The following is a 20243-nucleotide window of genomic DNA, read 5'->3' as shown; positions in this document are numbered from 1 at the left end:
AGATCAGGCGGGGACGGTCCTGGCGGGCTCCCCGGCGCGGGCGGGCTCGGCGCGGGCGGGCTCCTCGGCGCGGGCGGATACGGGACGGCCGGGCTCGTCGGCGAGCTTGTCGAGGATGTGGCCGAACTGGCGCAGGTCCTCGTCGTCGAGCCGGCTCAGCACGTACTCCCGCACGCCCTGCTGGTAGGTGGGGGTGGCGGCGTCCAGGCGGGCGCGGCCGGCGGGGGTGAGCACGGCGTAGAGCCCGCGCGCGTCGCTCGCACAGGACTGGCGGACGACCAGCCCCTCCCGCTGCAACCGGTCGACCAGGCGGGTCAGCCCGCTGCGGGACAGCAGCACCCGGTCGGCCAGGTCGTTCATCCGCAGCCGGCCGCCGGGCGTCTCGCCGAGGTGCATGAGCACGTCGTACGAGCCGAGCGCGAGGTCGTGGTCGGCCAGCAGGTCGGCCTGCAACCGGCGGGAGATCTGGACCTGGGCGCGGAGCATCGTGCGCCATACGGTCAGTTCCGCGGCCGAGATGGCGCTGGGCTGCGTTGTCACGGACCGATCGTACGGGCAGCGCCCGCACCGCGCGATGGTGACGCCACAGTGTCGCCACCTCGCGGTGAGATCCCGGAGGGCGCGGCGGCGGCGCCCTGACCTGCCGTCCGGCGGCCGGAAGGGGCCCGCGGGCCCCTGGTTAACGGGCATCGCCGCGGAGTTCATACCATGGGGACATGTCCTCCCAGCTGACGACCGAGCAGGTGACCGCGGCGCTCGCCACCGTGAACGATCCTGAGATCCGCAAGCCCATCACCGAGCTCGACATGGTCAAGAGCATCGACATCGCGCCGGACGGCGCGGTCAGTGTCGGCATCTTCCTGACCGTGGCGGGGTGCCCGATGAAGGACACCATCACCAGGAACGTCACCGAGGCTGTGGCCAGGCTCGACGGCGTCTCATCGGTCCGGGTCGAGCTGGACGTGATGAGCGAGGAGCAGCGCAAGGACCTTCAGACCAAGCTCCGCGGCGGCGAGCCCGCCAAGGAGATCCCGTTCGCCAAGCCCAACTCGCTGACCAAGGTCTACGCGGTCGCCAGCGGCAAGGGCGGGGTCGGCAAGTCCTCGGTCACCGTCAACCTGGCCGCGGCGCTGGCCGCGCAGGGCCGCAAGGTCGGCGTGGTCGACGCCGACATCTACGGCCACTCGGTGCCGCGGATGCTGGGCGTGGAGCAGGCGCCGACCAAGGTCGCCGACATGATCATGCCGCCGTCGGCGCACGACGTGAAGGTCATCTCGGTGGGCATGTTCACCGCCGGCAACCAGCCGGTGGTGTGGCGCGGGCCGATGCTGCACCGGGCGCTCCAGCAGTTCCTCGCCGACGTCTACTGGGGCGATCTGGACATCCTGCTGATGGACCTGCCCCCGGGCACCGGCGACATCGCGATCTCGGTGGCGCAGCTGCTGCCGTCCGCCGAGATCCTGGTCGTCACCACCCCGCAGCAGGCGGCGGCCGAGGTCGCCGAGCGGGCCGGCGCGATCGCCGCGCAGACGCACCAGCAGGTCGTCGGCGTGATCGAGAACATGTCCTACCTCACCTGCGCGCACTGCGGCGAGCGGCAGGACATCTTCGGCTCGGGCGGCGGCCAGTCCGTGGCCGACGCCCTCACCCAGACCCTCGGCACCCGCGTCCCGCTCCTCGGCCAGGTGCAGATCGACACGCGGCTGCGCGAGGGCGGCGACAACGGCACCCCGCTGGTGCTGTCCGACCCCGACGCCGGCGCCGCCAAGGAGCTGCGCACCATCGCCGACAGGCTGGCGGGCCGCTCGCGCGGGCTGGCGGGCATGTCGCTCGGCATCTCCCCCAAGGGCCGCTGACCCCGTCCCGGCCGGGACGGGTCAAACCGGGACGCACCGGGCCAGTTCACCCCAGGCTGGACGAGACCGGCCTCTGAGGCGCTCATCGGGCCTCTGACACGACGACGGCCCCGCCACGGACGCAATGTCCGGGACGGGGCCGTCGTCGTTGTCCGTTGACGTCCGGGCCGCTCAGGCGGCCTCTGGGCCAGGGCGAAGAGGTCTGGGGAGTCCGGGGGCCGGGGGAACCTGCGGGCGGACGGTCAGGTGGCCTCGTTGTCGAAGGGGGGGCGTTCCCCGTAGTCGAGCCCGCCCGCCGTCATGTAGGACGGCTCGTCGTCGAACAGCTTGCCGTTGCTGACCAGGCCCCCGTCGTCCGGGTCCTCGAACAGGTGCTTGCGGACGAACGTCTTCGGGTTGAGATCGGCGACGTCGAAGTCCTTGAACTCCGGGCCGAGGCCCTCTTGCAGGTCGCTCTTGGCATTGTTGGCCATCTCGCGGAGCTGGCGCAGCGTCCGGCCCACCTGGCCGGCGACCTGGGGCAGCTTGTCACCGAAGATGACCAGGGCGAGCACGACGAGTACCACCATCTCGCCCAGTCCGACGTCGAACAACCCGTCCTCCCACCGCCAAGCATCAGGGGACCGGACCCGCGTGCGCGGTTCCGGTCCCCCCAAGCGTATCCGCAGCCCGGATCAACCGGACATGAACATCAGTTGGCCGTGCCGAGTGTGATCTCGACGGTGGTCTCCTTCCCGGCCCGCTGATAGGTGAGCTGGACCTTCTGGCCCGGGGCCCGGCTGCTGATCTGGGCCGACAGGTCGGAGGGGTCCTCGATCGGCTTGCCGCCCAGCTTGGTGATCACGTCGCCGGGCTTGAGCCCCGCCTGCTCGGCCGGGCCGCCCTTGACCAGTGGCTGGACGCCCTCCATCGCCCGGTCGGCGATCTTCACGCCGGGGCCCTGGTAGCGCTGGTCCATGCCGATGCCGAGCTGGGCGCGCCTGGCGCTGCCGGTCCGGATGATCTCCTCGGCGACCCGCTTGGCCTGGTTGATCGGGATGGCGAAGCCGAGCCCGATGCTGCCGCTCTGCTGCTCGCCGCCGAGCGACTGGCCGCCGAGCGTGGCGATCGCGGTGTTGATCCCGATGACCCGGCCCTTGCCGTCGACCAGCGGGCCGCCGGAGTTGCCCGGGTTGATCGCCGCGTCCGTCTGGATCGCGTTGAGCACCGAGGAGTCGCCGCCGTTCTCGCCCTTGGTGGGCACCGGGCGGTTGAGCGAGCTGACGATGCCGGTGGTGACCGAGCCCTGGAGCCCGAGCGGCGAGCCGATCGCGATCACCGGGTCGCCGACCGCGAGCGCGTCGGAGTTGCCGACCTCCAGCGGGGGCAGCGAGTGCGTGCCCTCGGGCTTGAGCACCGCGACGTCCGAGCTCGGGTCGCGGCCCTTGACGGTGGCGGGCAGCTTCTGCTTGTCGTTGAAGATCAGCTGGATCTTGCCGCCCGCCGCCGCGCCCGCCGCCACGTGGTTGTTGGTGACCACGTAGCCGCCGTTGACGATGAAGCCGGTGCCCCCGGTGCCCTGCCCGTTCGAGGACTCCACCTGGATCATCACCACGCTGGGCAGCACCTTCTGCGCCACGCCCGCGACCGAGTCCGGCGGGCGGTTCTTGACCGCCGGCCCCGTGCCGGAGTCGCTGCCGCCGAGGCTCACGCCGCCGCCGTCGTCGTCACCGGTGGCCATCACCCCGACGCCGGCGCCGACACCGCCGGCGACCAGCGCGACGATCAGCGCCACCACGGCCAGCACGCCCAGCCCCGGACCGCCGCGCGAGGCGGACGGCAGCGCGGGCACGGGAGCCCAGTTGGGCCCCCCGCCCGGAGGCGGGCCGTACCCGGCGGGAGGGCCCATCGGCCGGGGCCCGCCCGGCGGGGGCGGCCCCATCGGCCCGCCGCCCATCGGCGGGGGCCCCATCGGCCTGCCGCCCGGCGGGGGCGGCTGCTGGGACTGCTGCGGGGGCCACCCGTACGGGGAGCCCTGCTGCGCCCTCGGGTCCTGGTGGTGAGGGACGAAACCGGGCCGCTGCCGCTGCTCGGGTCCCTCGGGGCCGTACTTGTCCAGCGCCACCGGCTGCTGGGGCATCTCCTGGGCGGTCATGCCGAGCGGGCCCTCACCGGGCCGCCCCATGCCGGGGCCGCCCGCGGCGGGCGTGTCCTGCGGGATCTCGTCCCGGGTCGGGCCGTCCGGCGGGGCGAACCCGCCGGCCACCAGCCGGTCGCTGCTCCCGGGACCCTCGGCGCCATAGGGCTTCGCCCCGTACGGCTCCGCGCCATAGGACTCCGCGCCGCGGGGCTCCGCACCGTACGGCTCCGCGGCGTAGGGCTTCGCGCCGTAGGGCTCCCCGCTACCGGGCTCCGCACCGTAGGGCTCCTGACGGTGCTGCCCCCGGTCCTCGCCCTCTTGTGCGTACTGCTGTCCCCCGCCTTCCCGGCTGGGGGGTTCCTGGCCGAGAGGAGTCGCCTCCTCCGGCTCGGGCATCTCCCGGTCGGCCACCGTCTCCGGGGGAGCGGTGGTCTCCGGCGAGCCGGCCGTGCCCTGCCGCTCGGCCCCGAAACCGGGGACGATGTCGTCGTCCTCCGACGACGCCTTGGCCGGCCCGCGGTTCTCTTCCGTCATCCCCATCTCCTACCGAGCATGGTTCTCTATCATCCGCGCTCATCGTGCCTAGCCGGGCATGTGGCGAGCATAAGACCCCTCAGCCGAAGGGATTAATCCAGGATCCCACGCGCCGAAAGCCTCTGCCCAACCGCCGCCAGAAGGGCGTCCCGTCGCGCGGCAAGGTGCGGGCCACCGCGTCGGCGGTACTTTGCGGCGCGTCGGTCAGCACCGTATAGACATACCCGTTTCCCGCAGAAACCGCCCATCGCTGAAGCGCCTCTCGGCGGAACACCGTACGGTCCCGCTTACCGGTCTTCTGCCAGTCCCCGAAGCGCCGGTCGTCGAGATTGCCGTGCTGGACGAAGACCGACACCGCCGCCAGCCCGTCCGAATAGCTGAGGTGGACGACATCGCCGCCCGACTGCGGGCGCCGCGCATCGTAGAGCTTGAGCCGTCCCGGAAGGCTGCGCGGTACCGGCCAGCCGTTGTCGCGCAGCTCAGCCAGCTCGGCGCCGTCCAGCCGGTCCGCCCAGAGGGTCGCCGGGACCGCGCCGTCGGCGATCCCCTTGGCGGGCGCGTCCACGGGGGTGCGGGCGGGCGCCTTGGTGGGGGAGCGGCCGGCGCGCAGCGTGCCCCGTCCGCCCCGCTCAGCGGCCAGGTTCACCTCGGTGAAGCCGGTGGCGGCGACCCGGTGCCCGGCGGCGTCGATCAGCTCGCGGTGCAGCATCAGGCCCGTCTCGGTGTCGAGCCAGAACCGGCCCGCCGGGCTGCCGTCCGGACGGCGCGCCTCGACCACCTGGGCGGGCCTGCCGCAGACGGCCGCGTCGGGCGCCCGGACGACCGTGTAGTTGCGCGTCAGCAGCGTGAGGGTCTCGGACGTGAACCCGTACGACCCGCCCCAGAACGCCGCGGCGTCCGGCTGGTAGGCGCGGCCGTCGGAGTCGCTCTGGTAGTACGTGCCGTCGCCGGGAGTGTGGGTGACCCGCACCGTCGAGGTGGACGTGCGGCGGCTGCTCCAGGTGGTGAGGAAGCGCCGTCCCTCGTACGGGACGCGCTGCGCCGCGCCGGTCGCGGCCCTCAGCAGCCGCACCGCCTCGGGGTCGCTGCGCACGCGCCGGACCGTTCCGGTGTCGCCGGCCAGCGCCGCGGCGATCGCGAGCGCCGCGGTGAGACCGCCGACCAGGACACCGGACCACCGGCTCCGGCCGCGCGGCGGGCGGCCTCCCCGGACGGTCGCGTTCGTCCCGGTCACGGCTCCGGCGGGGCCTGGACGGGGATCTGCTCTCCGGGGTCGGTGAGGGGATCGGTGAGCGGGGAGTCGCCCGAGGTGAGGGCGTGCTCGACCGCGAACCGGTCGAAGGCCGGGGTGACGGTGGGCGCCTCCTGGCCGCCGCCCGCGACGTACGAGACGGTGCCCAGGCCGAGGAACAGGGTGGCGGCGCCCACGGCGAGGTAGCGGCGCCGCGGCTGCCGCCTGGCCTGGCCCACGGCCGCGGCGGGCCTGGCCGCCGGGCGGTTGTCGCGCGGACGGGCCGCGGGCGTCGGCCGCGTGGCCGCCGGTCGCGCCGCAGCGGGCCGCGCCGCAGTCGGTCGCGCCGCGGCGGGCCGCGCCGGACGGTTCGCCGAGCGCAGGGGCCTGGTCGGCTGGGTGGTCTCCTCGGGCTCGGCGGCCTCCCCCAGCGACCGCAGCCGGGTCAGGAAGTCGGCGGACGGGAGAGCGTCGGCGCCGTCGGACGGCGGCAGGTCGGAGAGGCTCCGCAGCCGGCTCTTGAGCCGGCGCAGCTCGTCGGCCTCCGTCCGGCATCGCGCGCAGGCCGCGAGGTGGGCGAGCGCGCGATCGCGCTCCTCATGCCCCAGCTCACCGTCGACCAGAGCGGTCAGACGCTCCCCCAGACAACTCACGCGGCTCCCTTGTCGATCGTTCGGTCACGCGCGGGCGCGTCGGCGCCCGGGTCGTTTACGCACCCTCGGGCTGCGGATGCCGCCGCGGCGGACCGGGCACGGCGAACGCGGCGGCATGCGCGCCGCGCTCCCCCTCGCCGGTCTCGGCGGCCGACTGCGCGGCGGCGGCAGCGGCGGCCTGGTACTCGTTCCGGGTTCCCGGACGCCTCCGCTGCGGCGCCCGGTGCTCCAATGCGGCGCGCAGCTGGGCCCTTCCCCGGTGGATGCGGCTGCGCACGGTTCCGAGCTTGACGCCCAGCGTCGCGGAGATCTCCTCGTAGGAGAGCCCCTCGATATCGCACAGCACCACGGCCGCCCGGTACTCGGGGGCCAGGGCGTCGAGCGCGTTCTGGACGTCGGCGTCGAAGTTGCGGTCGTCGAACGCCTGCGCCGGGGTGGGCTCGCGGCCCTGGAGGCGCTCGGCGGCGTCGTCGGCCAGTCCCTCGAAGCGGATGCGCTGGCGGCGCCGCGCCATGTCGAGGAACAGGTTCGTGGTGATCCGGTGCAGCCAGCCCTCGAACGTGCCCGGCGTGTAGTTCGACAGCGAGCGGAACACGCGGACGAAGACCTCCTGGGTGAGGTCCTCGGCGTCGTGCTGGTTGCCGGTCAGCCGGTAGGCCAGCCGGTAGACGCGGGCCGAATGCTCGCGCACGACCTCGTCCCAGGACGGAGGCGCCCACTCGGCCTCCGGGACGTTCTCGCGCGTGCGCGACGCCGCTGCGTTACCGAACCCCTGCCTGGGGCCGACCCCCACAGCGCCCTTGAAACTCAGTGCTGCGACTCCCATGGTGCCGGGTTGTTCCTCTCTGGTCGCCAAAGGCTGTCGCCTTGGAACGGCACGGTCTCGCCTGGGCTGGGGCGGTTCTGGACCGAGGTCACTTCGTTAAGATCACGCCCACCGGTAAAGGTGGGCGCCATCGTCGGTTAGAACGCGCTGAAACGCCGGTTGGTTCCCGACCAGCGATATGGTCTTTCCAGCATGAGCCAGGCGGGGGTCCCGCGAGGAGGCAGCCATCGACGCCATTCAGGCCACCCTGGCCTACGTGGAGGATTTCCTCCCCGAAGACGAGCCACTACTGAACGCGCGGCGCCACGGGGAAGAGGTCGGCGCGACCCCGATCGGCCCCGCGGGCGGTGCGGCACTGCGCTTCCTGGCCACCCTGATCGGGGCCCGGACGGTCGTGGAGGTCGGGTCCGGCTGCGGCGTGTCCGGCATCTGCCTGCTCCGCGGCATGGCCAAGGACGCGGTGCTCACCAGTGTCGACGTCGAGCCCGAGCACCAGCGGCTGGCCAAGCACGCCTACGCCGAGGCCGGCCTCGGCGCGTCCCGGACCCGGATGATCATCGGCCGGGCGCTGGAGGTGCTGCCGCGGCTCACCGACGGCGCCTACGACATGGTCTTCTGCGACGCGGTCGAGCAGGAGTACCCCGAGTACCTGACCGCGGCGCTGCGGCTGCTGCGCCCCGGCGGGGTGGTCGCCTTCGACAACGCGCTCTGGCACCACCGCGTCGCCGACCCCGACCGCCGCGACCCCGACACCGAGGCGGTCCGTGAGGTGGGCCGCATGATCCGCGAGGACGAGCGGCTGGTCCCCCTGCTGATCCCCGTCGGCGACGGGCTCCTGTGCGCGGTCAAGCGCGACTGACGCGCCGATGACCGATACCGGCCCGCAGCCCCCCACAGCCCCCGACGCCGACGACGCCACCTCCACCCCTGACCCGGACGCCGCCGCCTCTGAGGACGCCCCCGGCACGGACAGCGTCGCCGCCACCTCCGCCGCAGACGGCAATGGCGAAGCCGCCGCAGACGGCGACGGCGTGGCCGACGCGGACGCGGACGGCGACGGCGTCGCGGATGCGGGCGGCGAGGCCCCCGCAGGGGTGTTCGCGGTGCGGACGCGGCCCACGTGGCGGGGGTTCTGGCAGCTGACCGCGTTCGTGATCCTCTTCCTGGCGTCGGCGGGCTTCGTCGCGAGCGGGCTGATGCGGCGCGAGGGCGCGGGCAGCGTGGTGTTCGTGGTGCTCGGCATGGCGGGCATCGCCCTGTTCGGGGCGGGGATGATGGTCTCCATCGGGGCGATGCTCGCCCGCCGCCCGGTACTGGAGCTGACCGACGGCGGGGTGCGCCGTCCGGCGCGCTGGCCGCTGCCCCGGCGAACCGACCGCACGCTGCCCTGGGAGCGGCTGACGGCGCTGACCGCGCTGCGCCGCGGGGTGGCCGGCGCCCGCGGCGGCGAGCAGGACTTCCTGGTGTTCCTGCCGACAGCCGAGCTGGCCGCGATGGCGCGCACCGCCGAGCGGCCCCAGCTCGTCGCGCTGACCCTGCGGGACGTCCCGGCGACCGCCGCGGCGACCGGCTGGTGCTTCGCGGTGGAGCCGGGCTGGGACGCCACGCTCCCGCAGATCGTCAAGCAGGTGCGGCGGCGCAACGCCGTGCCGGTCGTCGACCGCCGCACCAGGTGATCACCGCACCTCAGGCCGGCAGCGTCGTGGCGAAGATCGACCGGGGGGCGGACGGGGTGCGGTGACCTGCTCGGACGGACGGCCGGACGAACCGGCCGGACGATCTAGGCGGTGCCGCCGTCTGCGGAGTCGGCGTCGGCGTCGGCGTCGGCGAGCCAGCTCAGCAGCAGCCGGGCGCCGAAGCCGGTGGCGCCGCGGGTGATCTCGGCGTCGTCGGAGGTGGACCGGCCCGGCCCGGCGATGTCGAGGTGGGCCCAGGCGCGGTCGCCGACGAACTCGCGCAGGAACAGCGCCGCCGTGATGGACCCGCCGCCGTAGCCGCCCCGGCCGATGTTGTTGACGTCGGCGACGTCGGAGTCGATCGCGGCGCGGTACTCCTCGACCAGCGGCAGCCGCCACAGCGGCTCGCCGGCCTCGGCGCCGGCGCCGGACAGCGCGCCCGACAGGGCGTCGTCGTTGGCGAACAGCGCGCCGTACCGCAGGCCGAGCGCGACCTTGGCGGCGCCGGTGAGGGTGGCCACGTCGACGACCACGTCGGGGTCGAGCTCGGCGTCGGCGTAGGCGAGCGCGTCGGCCAGGACCAGCCGGCCCTCGGCGTCGGTGTTGAGCACCTCGGAGGTGGTGCCGCCGAAGTGGGTGATCACGTCGCCGGGCCGCATCGACGAACCGGACGGCATGTTCTCGGCGGCGGCGACCAGCCCGGTGACCCGGTCGCGCACGCCGAGCTCGCGCAGCGCGCTCATGACCGCGATGACCACGCCCCCGCCGGCCATGTCGGTCTTCATCGTCTTCATGCCCTCGTTGGGCTTCAGCGACAGGCCGCCGCTGTCGAAGGTGATGCCCTTGCCCACCAGCACCACGTGCCGGCCGGAGCCGCCGCCGGACGGCTCGTAGGACAGCTCGATCAGGCGGGGCGGGCGGGACGAGCCCGCGCCGACGGCCAGCAGGCCGCCGAAGCCGCCGTCGGCCAGCTCCTCCTCGCCGCGGACGCGGACGGTGAGGCCCGCCCCGTCCGCGAGGCCCGCGGCCCGGTCGGCGAGCCAGGACGGGCCCTTCTCGCCGGCCGGGGTGTTGGCCAGGTCGCGGGCGAGGGCGGTGGCCTGCGCGCGGACCGTCCCGCGCCGGACGGCCCCGGCGTCGGACTCGGGGCCCGCCTCGGTGAGCACCGTGAGGACGTCCAGGGCGGGCTTGGCCGGGGCCGCGCCGATCTTGAACTGGTAGGACGCGAGGAGCGCGCCCTCGACGAACGCGGCCAGGTCGCCCGCGGGGACGCCCGCGACCAGCCCGGACCGGCCCTTGCCCCGCCGGGCCAGCGCGGCCCCGGCCTTGCGCAGGTCGGCCGGGGTCGCCTCGCCGACACCGTAGAGCAGGAGTTCGCGCACGCGGTCGCCCACCCGCACCGGGCTGGAGACGATCTCGCCCGGCTCGCCCTTGGCCCGGTTGAGCGTCAGCAGCTCGTCCAGGGTGAACGGCAGGGCCCCGGCGATCTCCGCCGCGGGCGCCACCGGGCCGGACCGCACGGGCACCGCCACGACCTCGGCGCCGAGGTCGGTCGCCACCTGCGACACGCTGCCGCCGGCACTGCGGACCCGGGTCTGGATGGGCATGGTGCTGGTTCCCCTGTCTGGTGTGCGGGAAGTGCTGGGAGCGGAAACGACAAGGGTCCCGGCGGCAGCGCCGGGACCGTCGCCGCGTCTCGGGGGCGGCCTGGCCGTCAGCCCACGACTTCCTTCAGGGCCTCGCCGAGCTCCTTGGCCTCGTCGGCGGAGAGCTCGACCACGAGGCGACCGCCGCCTTCAAGCGGGACGCGCATGACAATTCCGCGTCCCTCCTTGGTCACTTCGAGCGGACCGTCTCCCGTCCGCGGCTTCATCGCCGCCATGCGTGCATCCCCTTCCTGCCTAGGGCCGCGTGGGGCCTCCGGGCACCTGTGGCCGCGTGGCCGCCTGTCGCATCCGCGTCATCGGTAGTGGTTCATTATCTCGTCTTCCGGGCGCGAAGTGGTAACGATCAGCCTCCAGATCGGGAGACCGCACTCATAAACGCTCGTCCGGCGCTGTTCGATCTGTGCGGCGACCACCGCCGGGAACGGGGCGGCAGGGCGGTGGTGGCGGCGCTGGTGCGGCTGCTCGCCGCCCTCGGCGCGGCGGCTCGGGCGGTACGCGCGCGGTCACGCGAGCGGCCCGGTTCTTCGACGCCGGGACGGCGCGGCTCTTGCCCGCGGCCTCCCGGTTCGTCGATGGTTGCCTGGGAGATCCACCTGCTGATCGTGAGGACGATGATGACTGAGACCGTGCGGTACGACGTGACCCAGGGTGTGGCGACGATCACTCTCAATCGCCCCGAGGGGATGAACTCCCTGACGGGCGAGATGAAGGACGGGTTGCGGGCGGCGATCGACCGGGCGGCCGGGGACGCGACGGCGCGGGCGGTGATCCTCACCGGCGCCGGGCGGGCCTTCTGCGCCGGGCAGGACCTGCGCGAGCACGCCGACAACCTCGCCTCGGGCAAGGGCCTGGACGACACCGTCCGCCGGCATTACAACCCGATCGTGCTGGCCATCACCGAGATGGCCAAGCCGGTGGTGGCGGCGGTCAACGGCGTGGCGGCGGGCGCCGGGGCGTCCCTGGCGTTCGCCTGCGACCTGATCGTCGCCTCGGAGAAGGCGGTCTTCGCCACCGCGTTCACGGGGATCGGCCTCGCCCCCGACAGCGGCATGTCGTGGACGTTGCAGCGGCTGGTCGGCCGCGCCAAGGCCACCGAGCTGCTGCTCCTCGGCGAGCCGGTGAGGGCGCCCGAGGCGCTGGAGCTGCGCCTGGTGAACCGGGTCGTCCCCGTTGACGAGCTGGCGCCCGTCGCGGTGGAGCTGGCGCGGCGGCTGGCAGCGGGCCCGACCGTCTCGTACGGGGCGGTCAAGGCGTCGCTCGACCACGCCGCCTCGCACGATCTGGCCTCGTCCCTGGAGAAGGAGGCCGAGCTCCAGGACCTGTGCGAGAAGACGGCCGACCACCACAACGCGACCGAGTCGTTCCTGAAGAAGCGGCAGCCCGCCTTCGAGGGCCGCTAACCGCTCATAGGGCGGGGGCCGGCTGTCAGCGGGACAGTTCTGGGGGGAACGGCTCGAAGTAGGTCTGAGCCTGGAGATAGCCGATGTCCTCGCCCTTGGCGTGGTGCCGCAGCAGCGCCATGGGGACCGCGAGCGGCGCGTCGCCGCGCCCGTAGGCGTCGATGACCCCGGCGATGTCGCGGCGCCGGGCGGTGTCGAGGCGGTCGGTCATCGGTCATCGGACTGAAGACGTGCAGCATGGCGTTGACGTGGCGGCCCCGGCTGGGCCGTATGGCGAACGCGGCGGCGAACAGCTCGGTGTACTCGTCCTGAAGCTCGGCTGCGGGGCGGTTTCCCGCTTCGGCGACGACGCGTCCGGCCGTCCGGTAGCGGGCCGGGTCGTGCGCCAGGAACTGGAGCTTGTGCGCCGAATGGAACGCCACCAGGTCACGGGGCGTCCAGGCTCCCGCGAACAGGGCCCGCAGACGCGCGTACGCGAAGATCCGCTCGACGAAGTGGTCGCGGAGGAGAGCGTCGTTGAGCCGCCCCTCCTCCTCGACCGGAAGCTCGGGCCGGACGTCCATCAGCCGCCCGGCGAACATCCCTGTGCCGCGCCTGTCGGTCGGCTGGCCCTTCCTGAAGCGGGACACGCCGCGCGGTCCGCAGCTCGGTGAGCGGGACTTCAGCACCCAGCCGTCCAGGTCGGGCAGCTCGGCGACGCGCTGTTCGGCGAACGCGAGCATGGCGGCGGTGTGGTCGTCGCCGCCGTCCTTGGTGGTGAGGCGCTCGACGCCGCCGTCGGTCACCAGGCGGAGGGTGGGACGGGGCGCGCCGAGGCCGATCTCCATCTCCGGGCATACGGGCACCCAGTCGACGTGGGAGGCGAGGGTGTCGGTGAGGAACCTGCTGCGGCTGTGCCCGCCGTTGTAGCGGACGGGCTCTCCCAGCAGGCAGCTCGATACCGCCACGCGCGGCCGGACGTTCTGCTGCCTGGGGATCGCCGTCGGCTTGGGTCCGGGCTTGGTCGTCGTGTTCATGCTCTGGGCTCTCCTCCTCGCTGTCAGGAGCGCGGGCTGGGCCGGTTTCCGGGGCTGGTGTTCAGGGCTGGGCTCACGGGCTCAGCAGGGCTTCGAGCCGGTGCAGGCCGCGGGCCGTGCGGGCCTTGACGGTGCCGAGCGGGGCGCCGGTCCGGGCGGAGATCTCCCGCTGGGTCAGGTCGCCGAAGTAGGCCAGCTCGATCGCTTCACGCTGGAGGGCGGGCAAGGCGCCCAGAGCGCGTCTCACGTCCTGCTGGGCGGCGACCCGGTCCGCGGTGTCGGGTCCGGGGCGTTCGGCCGCCTGCGTGAGCGGCAGGGCCGCCGGGGGGCGGGTGCGGAGCTGGTCGATGGCCCGGCGGCGGGCGATGGTGAACGTCCACGCCTCGAAGCTCCGGGCCTGGTCGAACCGGTGGCGGCAGCGCCACAGCTCGACCAGGACGGCCTGGACGACATCGTCGACCAGGTCGTCGGGCACGAGGCGGCGCAGGTAGCGGCGCAGGGCGGGGCCGAGCGAGGTGTGGCAGTCGGCCAGCGCGCTCTCGTCGTCCTGAGCTAGGCGCGCCGCAATAGCCGCGGCCGGTACGGCTGGTGCGGTCGGTCTCAGATTCATGACGCTCCCCCGAGACGAAACCTCTTCAAAATCTGTTCATAGTCGGAATGCTCGGCATCCACAACCGAGGCAGGGCAAAAAAGCGGACAAGGAAGCGAGCGGGAGCGCGGGGACGCGCGGGAAGGGCGAGGACGCGCGGGAAGGGCGAGGTCAGGCGCGGCCGAGGGCGGCGCGGACCTCGGCGAGGGCGGCGGGCAGGGACCCGACGCGGTGCGCGGACGCGGGGAGGCGGCCGTCCTCCCAGCCGGGGCCGCCGATGATCAGGCGCGCGGGCGGACGGCTCCCGGGCAGCTCCGCCAGCGGCGCGGGATCACCGGTCCAGGACGTCTGCGACCAGACGAACACCGCGGCGGGCCCGAGGCGCCGCATCGACTCGCCCAGCGCGCGTGCGGGGACACGGGCCCCGAGGACGCGCACGGAGATCCGCTCCCCCGCCAGGGCGGCGCCGAGCGCGTACAGCGGAAGGCTGTGCTGTTCCTCGGGGGCGCAGGCGAGCAGGACGGGACGCGCGGTGAGGGGCGGTGTCTCCGCGGCCTGTGCGGCGGCCTCGGCGGCGAGGGCGTCCTGGATGCAGCCGGACAACACGTGCTCGACCTCGATGATGGCGCCGGTGGCCGCGTGCCTGTCCCCGATGCCGATGAGGACCGGGGCCAGCAGCTCCTGCCAGGCACGTTCGGCGCCGTCGCGGCGCAGCGCCCCGCCTATCAGGTCGCGCATCGTCGGCGTGTCCATGGCCAGCGCCGCACGCGCGAGCGCGCGCGTGGCGGGGGTCGCGTCCGGCACGGTCAGCCGGTGCCCGCCCCTGCCCTTCGCCGAACCCGCCAAAGACGGGATCGCGGGCGGCAGGGTGCCGGTTTCGGTGGCGAGGGCCGAGCGGGCCGCCTCCTCGGGAGGGACGCCGTCCAGGATGAGCCGGTTCATCAGCTCCAGCCGGGCCACGTCGGCGTCGTCGTAGCGGCGGTGGCCGCCCGCGCTGTGCCGGCTGGGCCCGATCCCGTACCGGCGGCCCCAGGTGCGCAGGGTGGACGGCGGCACGCCGAGGCGGCGCGCGACCGCGCCCACGCTCAGCCCGACACCGGCCACCGCCCACCTCCGATCGAGTGCACAGACTAGGGCTCGTGCCAGAGCCCGGCCCGGCAACGCACTCGCGCGACGACCGAGTACTCCTAGGGCTCCATCAGGGAATTCGACGGCGATCGGCGACGGGTTGCAACCGATCGCCGATCGCGGTGCGAAGAAGGGACGATGGATACCGCGATCATGCTCTTCACCCGCGATCTCCGGGTGCACGACCATCCCGCCCTGGCCGCCGCCTGCGAGGCCGCCCGGCACGTCGTGCCCGTGTTCGTGTTCGACGACGTGCTGCTGGCCGGGGCGCCCAACCGGGCCCGCTTCCTGCTGGACTCGCTCGCTGATCTGCGCGCGTCCCTGCGCGCGCGAGGCGGCGACCTCCTCCTCCGGCGCGGCGATCCCGTGGTGGAGGCGCTTCGGCTGGCCGAAGAGGCCGGTGCGCAAGGAATCTTCCTGAGCGACGACGTCAGCCGGTACGCGACGCGGCGGCGCACGCGGCTGGAGCGGGAGGGCGCGCGGCGGCGGATTCGCGTCTCGGTCCATCCGGGGCTGACGGTCGTACCGCCCGGGGACCTCACTCCTGCGGGCGGAGACCACTACCGCGTCTTCACGCCCTACTGGCGTGTGTGGAGCGCGGCCCGCTGGCGTCCGATGGCGGACGCCCCGGACCGCGTCGCCCTGCCGTCCCGTTTGTACCTCTCCCCTAATCACGTCGAGCTGGACGTCATCGCGGAGAAGTTCGCCCGGGACCCGTCGCCGGGCCTCCAGCCGGGGGGCGAGTCCGCCGGACGCGAGCGGATGCGGACCTGGCTGCGCGACGGCCTCACCGGCTACGAGGACGGCCACGACGACCTGCCCGGGAACCGGACGTCCCGGCTCAGCCCGTACCTGCGGTTCGGCTGCCTGTCCCCGCTGGAGCCCGCGGTGGCCGCCAGGGAGCGGACGGGCGGTGAGGCGTTCGTCCGGCAGCTCGCCTGGCGCGACTTCCACCACCAGGTCACCGCCGCGTTCCCCGATATCGACCGCGTGGACTACCGGCCCCGCGGCACGGAGTGGAACCAGGACCGGGACGCGCTGGACGCCTGGCGCGAGGGCCGCACGGGCTTCCCGATCGTGGACGCGGGGATGCGGCAGCTCCTGCGCGAGGGCTGGATGCACAACCGGGCCAGGATGATCTGCGCCTCGTTCCTCACCCGCGACCTGCGCGTCGACTGGCGGCACGGGCTGGCCCACTTCGGCGCGTGGCTCGCCGACGGGGACGTGGCGAACGACGCGGGCAACTGGCAGTGGGTCGCGGGCACCGGCAACGACACCCGGCCCAACCGCGTCCTGAACCCGCTGCGGCAGGCCGCCCGCTTCGACCCGGACGGCCGCTACGTGCGCGAGCACGTCCCGGAGCTGGCGGAGGTGGCCGCCCCCTACGTGCACACCCCCTGGAGGCTCCCGGACGACCTCCGCCTCCGCCTGGGGTATCCGGCGCCGATCGTGGAGCCCCGCTCTGACGGCGGGCCGCCCGACCTGAGCGGACGGGCGCCCGCGGGCGTCCTCAGCGGGGGGCGTCGCGGAGCTGCGTGATCACGGCCAGCACCCGGCGGTGGTCGTCGGCGGTCTGGTAGAGGTCCAGCTTGGTGAAGATCGACCCGACGTGCTTGATCACCGCGGCCTCGGACACGACCAGCGCGCGGGCGATCGCCCCGTTCGACCGGCCCTCGGCCATCAGCGCGATCACCTCGCGCTCGCGCGCGGTCAGCCGCTCCAGCGGGGAGTCCTCGCGGCGCCGGGCCAGCAGCCGCCGCACCACCTCCGGGTCGATCACCGTGCCGCCCGCGGCGACCCGCTCGAGCGCGTCGACGAACTCGGCGACCTCGCCGACCCGGTCCTTCAGCAGGTACCCGACGCCGCCGCCGGTCTGGAGCAGGTCGGAGGCGTACGACTGCTCGACGTACTGCGACAGCACCAGGATCGGCAGCTCCGGGCGGGCGGCGCGCAGCGCGAGCGCGGCGCACAGCCCCTCATCGCGGAACCCCGGCGGCATCCGCACGTCGGTGACGACGATGTCGGGCCGGTGCTCGGCGACGGCGGCGGCCAGGCCGGGCGCGTCCTCCACCGCGGCGACGACCTCGTGGTCGAAGCGGGCCAGGATCTGGCCGAGCCCCTCCCGCAGCAGCACCGAGTCCTCGGCGATCACGACTCGCATGGGATCTCCACCCGCAGGATCGTAGGGCCACCGGGCGGGCTCGACAGCCGCACGGTTCCGTCGTAGACGGCGACGCGGTCGGCGAGGCCCTGGAGGCCGCTGCCCGCCGACACCCGCGCGCCGCCGGAGCCGTCGTCGCGGATCTCCAGTACGAGCGTCCGCCCGTCCGTCCGGGCCGTCACCCGGGCGGCCGACGCGCCGCTGTGCTTGGCCACGTTGGCGAGGGCCTCGGCGATGACGAAGTACGCCGCCGACTCGACGCCCTCGGGGGGCCGGGCGGGCAGCCGGGCGTCCACCTCGACCCGGACCGGCGACCGTTCGGCCAGGGACTCCACCGCGGCGTGCAGGCCCCGGTCGGTCAGCACCGACGGGTGGATGCCGCGGACCAGGTCGCGCAGCTCCGCCAGCGCGGCCCGCGCCTCGTCCTGCGCGCGTTCGACCAGTTCGCCCGCCGAGCCGTCCAGCCGGGCCAGCCCGAGCGTCATGATCAGCCCGGTCAGCCGCTGCTGGGCGCCGTCGTGCAGGTCGCGCTCGATGCGGCGCCGCTCGATCTCGAAGGCGTCGGCCAGCCGGGCGCGGGACGCGCGCACCTCGACGAGCCGCTCGCCGAGCTCCTCGGCCACCGGCCGGACGAGCAGGGCGCGGGCGAGCGCGGCGCGCGCCCCGGCCAGCGCGGTGACGGCGTAGAACGCGACCACGGCCATGAGCGCGCCCGCCACGGCGACGGGCCACGCCTCCCCCGGGGTATCGACCGTGACGCCCGGCCCGTACATGATCTGGTCGCCGTTCCCGACGAGCGCCGGCGCCGACACCTGGACGAACGCGCCGACGAAGAAGGTGAACGGGACGACCAGATCCACCACGGAGAGCAGCGCCGCCAGCAGCGCGTACCCGAGCTCCCGCCAGGTGGCGGTCTCCCGCAGCCGCAACCGCAACCAGGAGCGCAGCCCCGGACGGTCCGCGCGGTCCGCGCGGTCCACGCCGAGGTGCGGGGACGGCGCCGGGCGGCGGTCCATCAGGCCCAGGCGGCGGCGTTCGACGGCGGCGAACGCGATCGCCGACAGCGGGACGCAGAGCAGCAACGCTATACCGATCCCGACCGGGATCAGCAGCGTCCCGACGACGACCAGCAGGATGGCCGTCAGCAGCCACACCGTCCCGACGACGGGTCCGGTGACCACGTACACGAGCGCGCGCCAGGGCCAGGCGGAGAAAAGGAACCGCAGCGGGTTGCCCGCCATCGCCCGCCACACCGTGGGACGAGCGGATCCGGTCGCCGCGCTCATGCCCCGACCGTACTGGACGCGTCGCGCAGCAAGTCACGAAGGCGCTGGTAGGAGCGGTCCCAGCTCCAGGTGGTGATCAGGCAACGAGGCACAGGCGCGTCTCCTCCCGACGCCCGCCGTACGCACGTGCGCGCGTCGCGAGGACGGCCCAGGCCGCCAGGACGGCCGGGTACACGAGGTAGCCCCATCGCGTCGCGGGCATCAGCGCGGCGGCCACCAGCAGCCCCGCCGCGATCCGGAACGCGGCGGCGCGCACGTCGAGGGGCGGACGCGCCAGCAGCCAGGCGCCCATGGCGACCGCGGCCAGCCCGAGCGCGACCACCGCGACGGCGTGCCCGGACGGCCCGAGGTCGGCGAGCAGCCGTCCGGGCAGCGGGCTGGCGGCCGGTGACGCGACCCCGGCCAGCCCCAGCGGGAACCGCACGGCGTTCTCCATGAACCCCGCCGGATCGACCAGCGCCGGAAGCCCCACCCCCAGCGCGACCAGGCCCGCCGCGGCCGTCCCGTACCGCCGGGCCCCCGTCCCCCGCACCGCGATCAGGACGAGGCAGACGATCAATGCGGGCCACGCGGTGGCCTTCAGCGTCGCCGCGACGCCGAGCGCCACGCCCGCCGCCCCGGGACGGTCCCGGGCCGCGAGCGCGAGCCCCAGGCAGACCAGCCCGATCACTGGCAGGTCGTCCCCGCCGACCACCAGCGGCAACGCCACCAGCGGCGACGCGGCCAGCACCGTCAGCGGCCCCAGCACGGGACGGCCTCGCAGCAGCCACCCGCTCAGCCCCAGAGACACCACCAGCACCGCGCCGAACAGCAGCCGCGGATCAACACCCGGCAGCCCGAGCAACGCCATGCCGGGGAGGTACGGGTTGTACGCCTCGTAGCCGCCACCGCCCAGCCCGGCCGGACCCAGGTAGGGCGTTCCGTGCTCCAGCAGACGCGCCCCCGCACGCTCGACGACCCACACCTCGGGCTGTGCCTGCCCGGCTGCGACCAGCACCCCCAGCGGCAGCAGCACCGCTCCGCCCAGGACCAGCGCGGCCAGCGCGCCCCGGTACCGGCGTCCCCAGGGCAGCAGCGCCACGACCGCGCCCGCTCCGTAGACCACCGCCGCGATCCGTCCCCACTCCCGGTGCGGGCCGAGGTCGGTCACGACGGCGGTCACGGCCGCGAAGACGGCGGACGCCCCATAGACGGCGGGCACGACGCGGACGGCTGGGGCGCGCCCGCCCAGGAATCGGAGCACGCGCCGCGAAACCGGAGCGCCGCGGAGCGCCGAGAGGGTCTGCATGGTCATGGGTCAAGGCAACCGCCGCAGGGCGCGCGGATCAGTAGACCGGACCGCCGACTTGGAGGTAGACCCAGCCCTACCCCGCGCCGCGTTAGCATCGCCGATCATGACCGACCCCTCCCACCTGAACACGACCCGCGCGTTCTACGACGCCGTGGTCGACGACTACGCCGCACGCTTCAAGACCGTGCTCGACTACGACCCGCTCGCCCGCGCGATGCTCACCGCCTTCGCCGAGACCGTGCGCGCCGCCGGCGCCGGTCCGGTCGCCGATCTCGGCTCCGGCCCCGGCCTCGTCACGGCGTTCCTGCACTCCCTCGGGCTGGACGTCTCCGGCCTCGACCTGTCCCCGGCGATGGTCGAGCTGGCCCGCCGCGATCACCCGGGGCTTCGGTTCGACGAGGGCTCGATGACCGATCTGGACATCCCGGACGGCACCCTCGCCGGCGTCGTCGCCTGGTACTCGATCATCCACACCCCGGCCGAGCTGCTGCCGGACGTGTTCGCCGGGTTCCACCGGGTGCTGGCCCCCGGCGGCCACCTGCTGGTCGCCTTCCAGGTCGGCGACGAGCCGCTGCGCCTGGAGAAGCCCTTCGGCCACCCGGTGTCGCTCGACTTCCGCCGGCTGTCCCTCGACCACGTCGCCGACCTGCTGGGCCGGGCCGGCTTCGCCATGACCAGCCGGACGCTGCGGGAGACTCCGGAATCCGAGCTGTCCTCGCAGGTCCCGCAGGGCTACCTCATGGCCCGCAAGCCGCCCGCCTCCTAGGCCGTGTTTCAAAGCCCGGCCCGGCGTCCTCGCCTGGCGGCTCG

19 protein-coding genes and 1 pseudogene are annotated in these 20243 nt (G+C 74.2%); 6 read left to right on the top strand and 14 right to left on the bottom strand.

What is annotated here, in order from left to right; all coding sequences use genetic code 11:
• Positions 1 to 3 precede the first annotated feature (3 nt).
• Positions 4 to 540: a MarR family winged helix-turn-helix transcriptional regulator gene (locus OHA34_RS30675; RefSeq protein WP_285937878.1), complete on the bottom strand. Its 537-nt coding sequence runs from the start codon at positions 538 to 540 to the stop codon at positions 4 to 6.
• 176 nt (positions 541 to 716) lie between these two features.
• Between OHA34_RS30675 and OHA34_RS30670 the strand changes: the two genes are divergently transcribed.
• Positions 717 to 1856: an Mrp/NBP35 family ATP-binding protein gene (locus OHA34_RS30670; RefSeq protein ID WP_285937879.1), complete on the top strand. Its 1140-nt coding sequence runs from the start codon at positions 717 to 719 to the stop codon at positions 1854 to 1856.
• Between the two features lie 242 nt (positions 1857 to 2098).
• Here OHA34_RS30670 and OHA34_RS30665 read toward each other — a convergent pair whose 3' ends face one another.
• The 5 genes from OHA34_RS30665 to sigE all read right to left on the bottom strand — a co-directional run bounded on the left by OHA34_RS30665 (position 2099) and on the right by sigE (position 7219).
• Positions 2099 to 2449: a sec-independent translocase gene (locus OHA34_RS30665; protein ID WP_285937880.1), complete on the bottom strand. Its 351-nt coding sequence runs from the start codon at positions 2447 to 2449 to the stop codon at positions 2099 to 2101.
• Between the two features lie 98 nt (positions 2450 to 2547).
• Complete coding sequence (locus OHA34_RS30660) at positions 2548 to 4509, bottom strand: S1C family serine protease (protein ID WP_329519661.1); 1962 nt, start codon at positions 4507 to 4509, stop codon at positions 2548 to 2550.
• 79 nt (positions 4510 to 4588) lie between these two features.
• Positions 4589 to 5743 carry a MucB/RseB C-terminal domain-containing protein gene (locus tag OHA34_RS30655; protein ID WP_285937882.1) on the bottom strand — a complete coding sequence of 385 codons (1155 nt, stop codon included), beginning with the start codon at positions 5741 to 5743 and terminating at the stop codon, positions 4589 to 4591.
• On the bottom strand, positions 5740 to 6393 hold the full coding sequence (locus OHA34_RS30650) for an anti-sigma factor family protein (protein WP_329519660.1): 654 nt from the start codon (positions 6391 to 6393) through the stop codon (positions 5740 to 5742). Before OHA34_RS30650 ends, OHA34_RS30655 begins: the two co-directional genes overlap by 4 nt.
• Before the next feature lie 55 nt (positions 6394 to 6448).
• Positions 6449 to 7219 (bottom strand): RNA polymerase sigma factor SigE, encoded by a 771-nt coding sequence (gene sigE, locus OHA34_RS30645; protein ID WP_285937884.1) that lies wholly within the window; start codon positions 7217 to 7219, stop codon positions 6449 to 6451.
• A 256-nt stretch (positions 7220 to 7475) separates the two neighbouring features.
• On the opposite strand from sigE, the gene OHA34_RS30640 reads away from it, so the two are divergent.
• Positions 7476 to 8078 carry an O-methyltransferase gene (locus OHA34_RS30640; protein WP_285937885.1) on the top strand — a complete coding sequence of 201 codons (603 nt, stop codon included), beginning with the start codon at positions 7476 to 7478 and terminating at the stop codon, positions 8076 to 8078.
• A gap of 7 nt (positions 8079 to 8085) precedes the next feature.
• Complete coding sequence (locus tag OHA34_RS30635) at positions 8086 to 8895, top strand: hypothetical protein (protein WP_329519659.1); 810 nt, start codon at positions 8086 to 8088, stop codon at positions 8893 to 8895.
• 104 nt (positions 8896 to 8999) lie between these two features.
• On the opposite strand, the gene OHA34_RS30630 is transcribed toward OHA34_RS30635, so the two are convergent.
• Together OHA34_RS30630 and OHA34_RS30625 are read right to left on the bottom strand one after the other, a co-directional pair.
• Positions 9000 to 10502 (bottom strand): leucyl aminopeptidase family protein, encoded by a 1503-nt coding sequence (locus OHA34_RS30630; protein WP_329519658.1) that lies wholly within the window; start codon positions 10500 to 10502, stop codon positions 9000 to 9002.
• 107 nt (positions 10503 to 10609) lie between these two features.
• Positions 10610 to 10777, bottom strand: coding sequence for a DUF3117 domain-containing protein (locus OHA34_RS30625; RefSeq protein ID WP_075022250.1), 168 nt, complete (start codon positions 10775 to 10777; stop codon positions 10610 to 10612).
• A 399-nt stretch (positions 10778 to 11176) separates the two neighbouring features.
• Here OHA34_RS30625 and OHA34_RS30620 point away from each other — a divergent pair, with 399 nt between their 5' ends.
• Complete coding sequence (locus tag OHA34_RS30620; protein ID WP_329522465.1) at positions 11177 to 11962, top strand: enoyl-CoA hydratase-related protein; 786 nt, start codon at positions 11177 to 11179, stop codon at positions 11960 to 11962.
• A gap of 25 nt (positions 11963 to 11987) precedes the next feature.
• Here the strand turns inward: OHA34_RS30620 and OHA34_RS30610 are convergent.
• From OHA34_RS30610 to OHA34_RS30600, 3 genes and pseudogenes are all read right to left on the bottom strand, one after another.
• Positions 11988 to 12978: pseudogene (locus OHA34_RS30610) on the bottom strand (YbgA family protein).
• Positions 12979 to 13051: 73 nt separating this feature from the next.
• The gene (locus OHA34_RS30605; RefSeq protein ID WP_329519657.1) at positions 13052 to 13588 is read right to left on the bottom strand and encodes an RNA polymerase sigma factor; all 537 of its coding nucleotides are present in this window, start codon (positions 13586 to 13588) and stop codon (positions 13052 to 13054) included.
• A gap of 150 nt (positions 13589 to 13738) precedes the next feature.
• Positions 13739 to 14671, bottom strand: coding sequence for a MerR family transcriptional regulator (locus OHA34_RS30600; RefSeq protein WP_329519656.1), 933 nt, complete (start codon positions 14669 to 14671; stop codon positions 13739 to 13741).
• A 162-nt stretch (positions 14672 to 14833) separates the two neighbouring features.
• Between OHA34_RS30600 and OHA34_RS30595 the strand changes: the two genes are divergently transcribed.
• Positions 14834 to 16234: a cryptochrome/photolyase family protein gene (locus OHA34_RS30595; RefSeq protein ID WP_329519655.1), complete on the top strand. Its 1401-nt coding sequence runs from the start codon at positions 14834 to 14836 to the stop codon at positions 16232 to 16234.
• Here the strand turns inward: OHA34_RS30595 and OHA34_RS30590 are convergent.
• The 3 genes from OHA34_RS30590 to OHA34_RS30580 form a co-directional block, all read right to left on the bottom strand.
• Positions 16206 to 16856 (bottom strand): response regulator transcription factor, encoded by a 651-nt coding sequence (locus OHA34_RS30590; protein WP_329519654.1) that lies wholly within the window; start codon positions 16854 to 16856, stop codon positions 16206 to 16208. The genes OHA34_RS30595 and OHA34_RS30590 overlap by 29 nt on opposite strands.
• A complete protein-coding gene (locus tag OHA34_RS30585) occupies positions 16844 to 18142 on the bottom strand; it encodes a sensor histidine kinase (RefSeq protein ID WP_329519653.1) in 1299 nt (432 codons plus the stop codon). Before OHA34_RS30585 ends, OHA34_RS30590 begins: the two co-directional genes overlap by 13 nt.
• Positions 18143 to 18218: 76 nt before the next feature.
• Positions 18219 to 19436, bottom strand: coding sequence for a glycosyltransferase 87 family protein (locus OHA34_RS30580; RefSeq protein ID WP_329519652.1), 1218 nt, complete (start codon positions 19434 to 19436; stop codon positions 18219 to 18221).
• Between the two features lie 100 nt (positions 19437 to 19536).
• Here OHA34_RS30580 and OHA34_RS30575 point away from each other — a divergent pair, with 100 nt between their 5' ends.
• Entirely contained in the window at positions 19537 to 20199 is a 663-nt protein-coding gene (locus OHA34_RS30575) for a class I SAM-dependent DNA methyltransferase (protein WP_285937895.1), read from the top strand.
• Positions 20200 to 20243 lie beyond the last annotated feature (44 nt).

The sequence above is a fragment of the Spirillospora sp. NBC_01491 genome, from assembly GCF_036227065.1.
GTDB lineage: Bacteria > Actinomycetota > Actinomycetes > Streptosporangiales > Streptosporangiaceae > Spirillospora > Spirillospora xylanilytica.
This window is presented reverse-complemented; position numbering and strand designations above follow the sequence as displayed.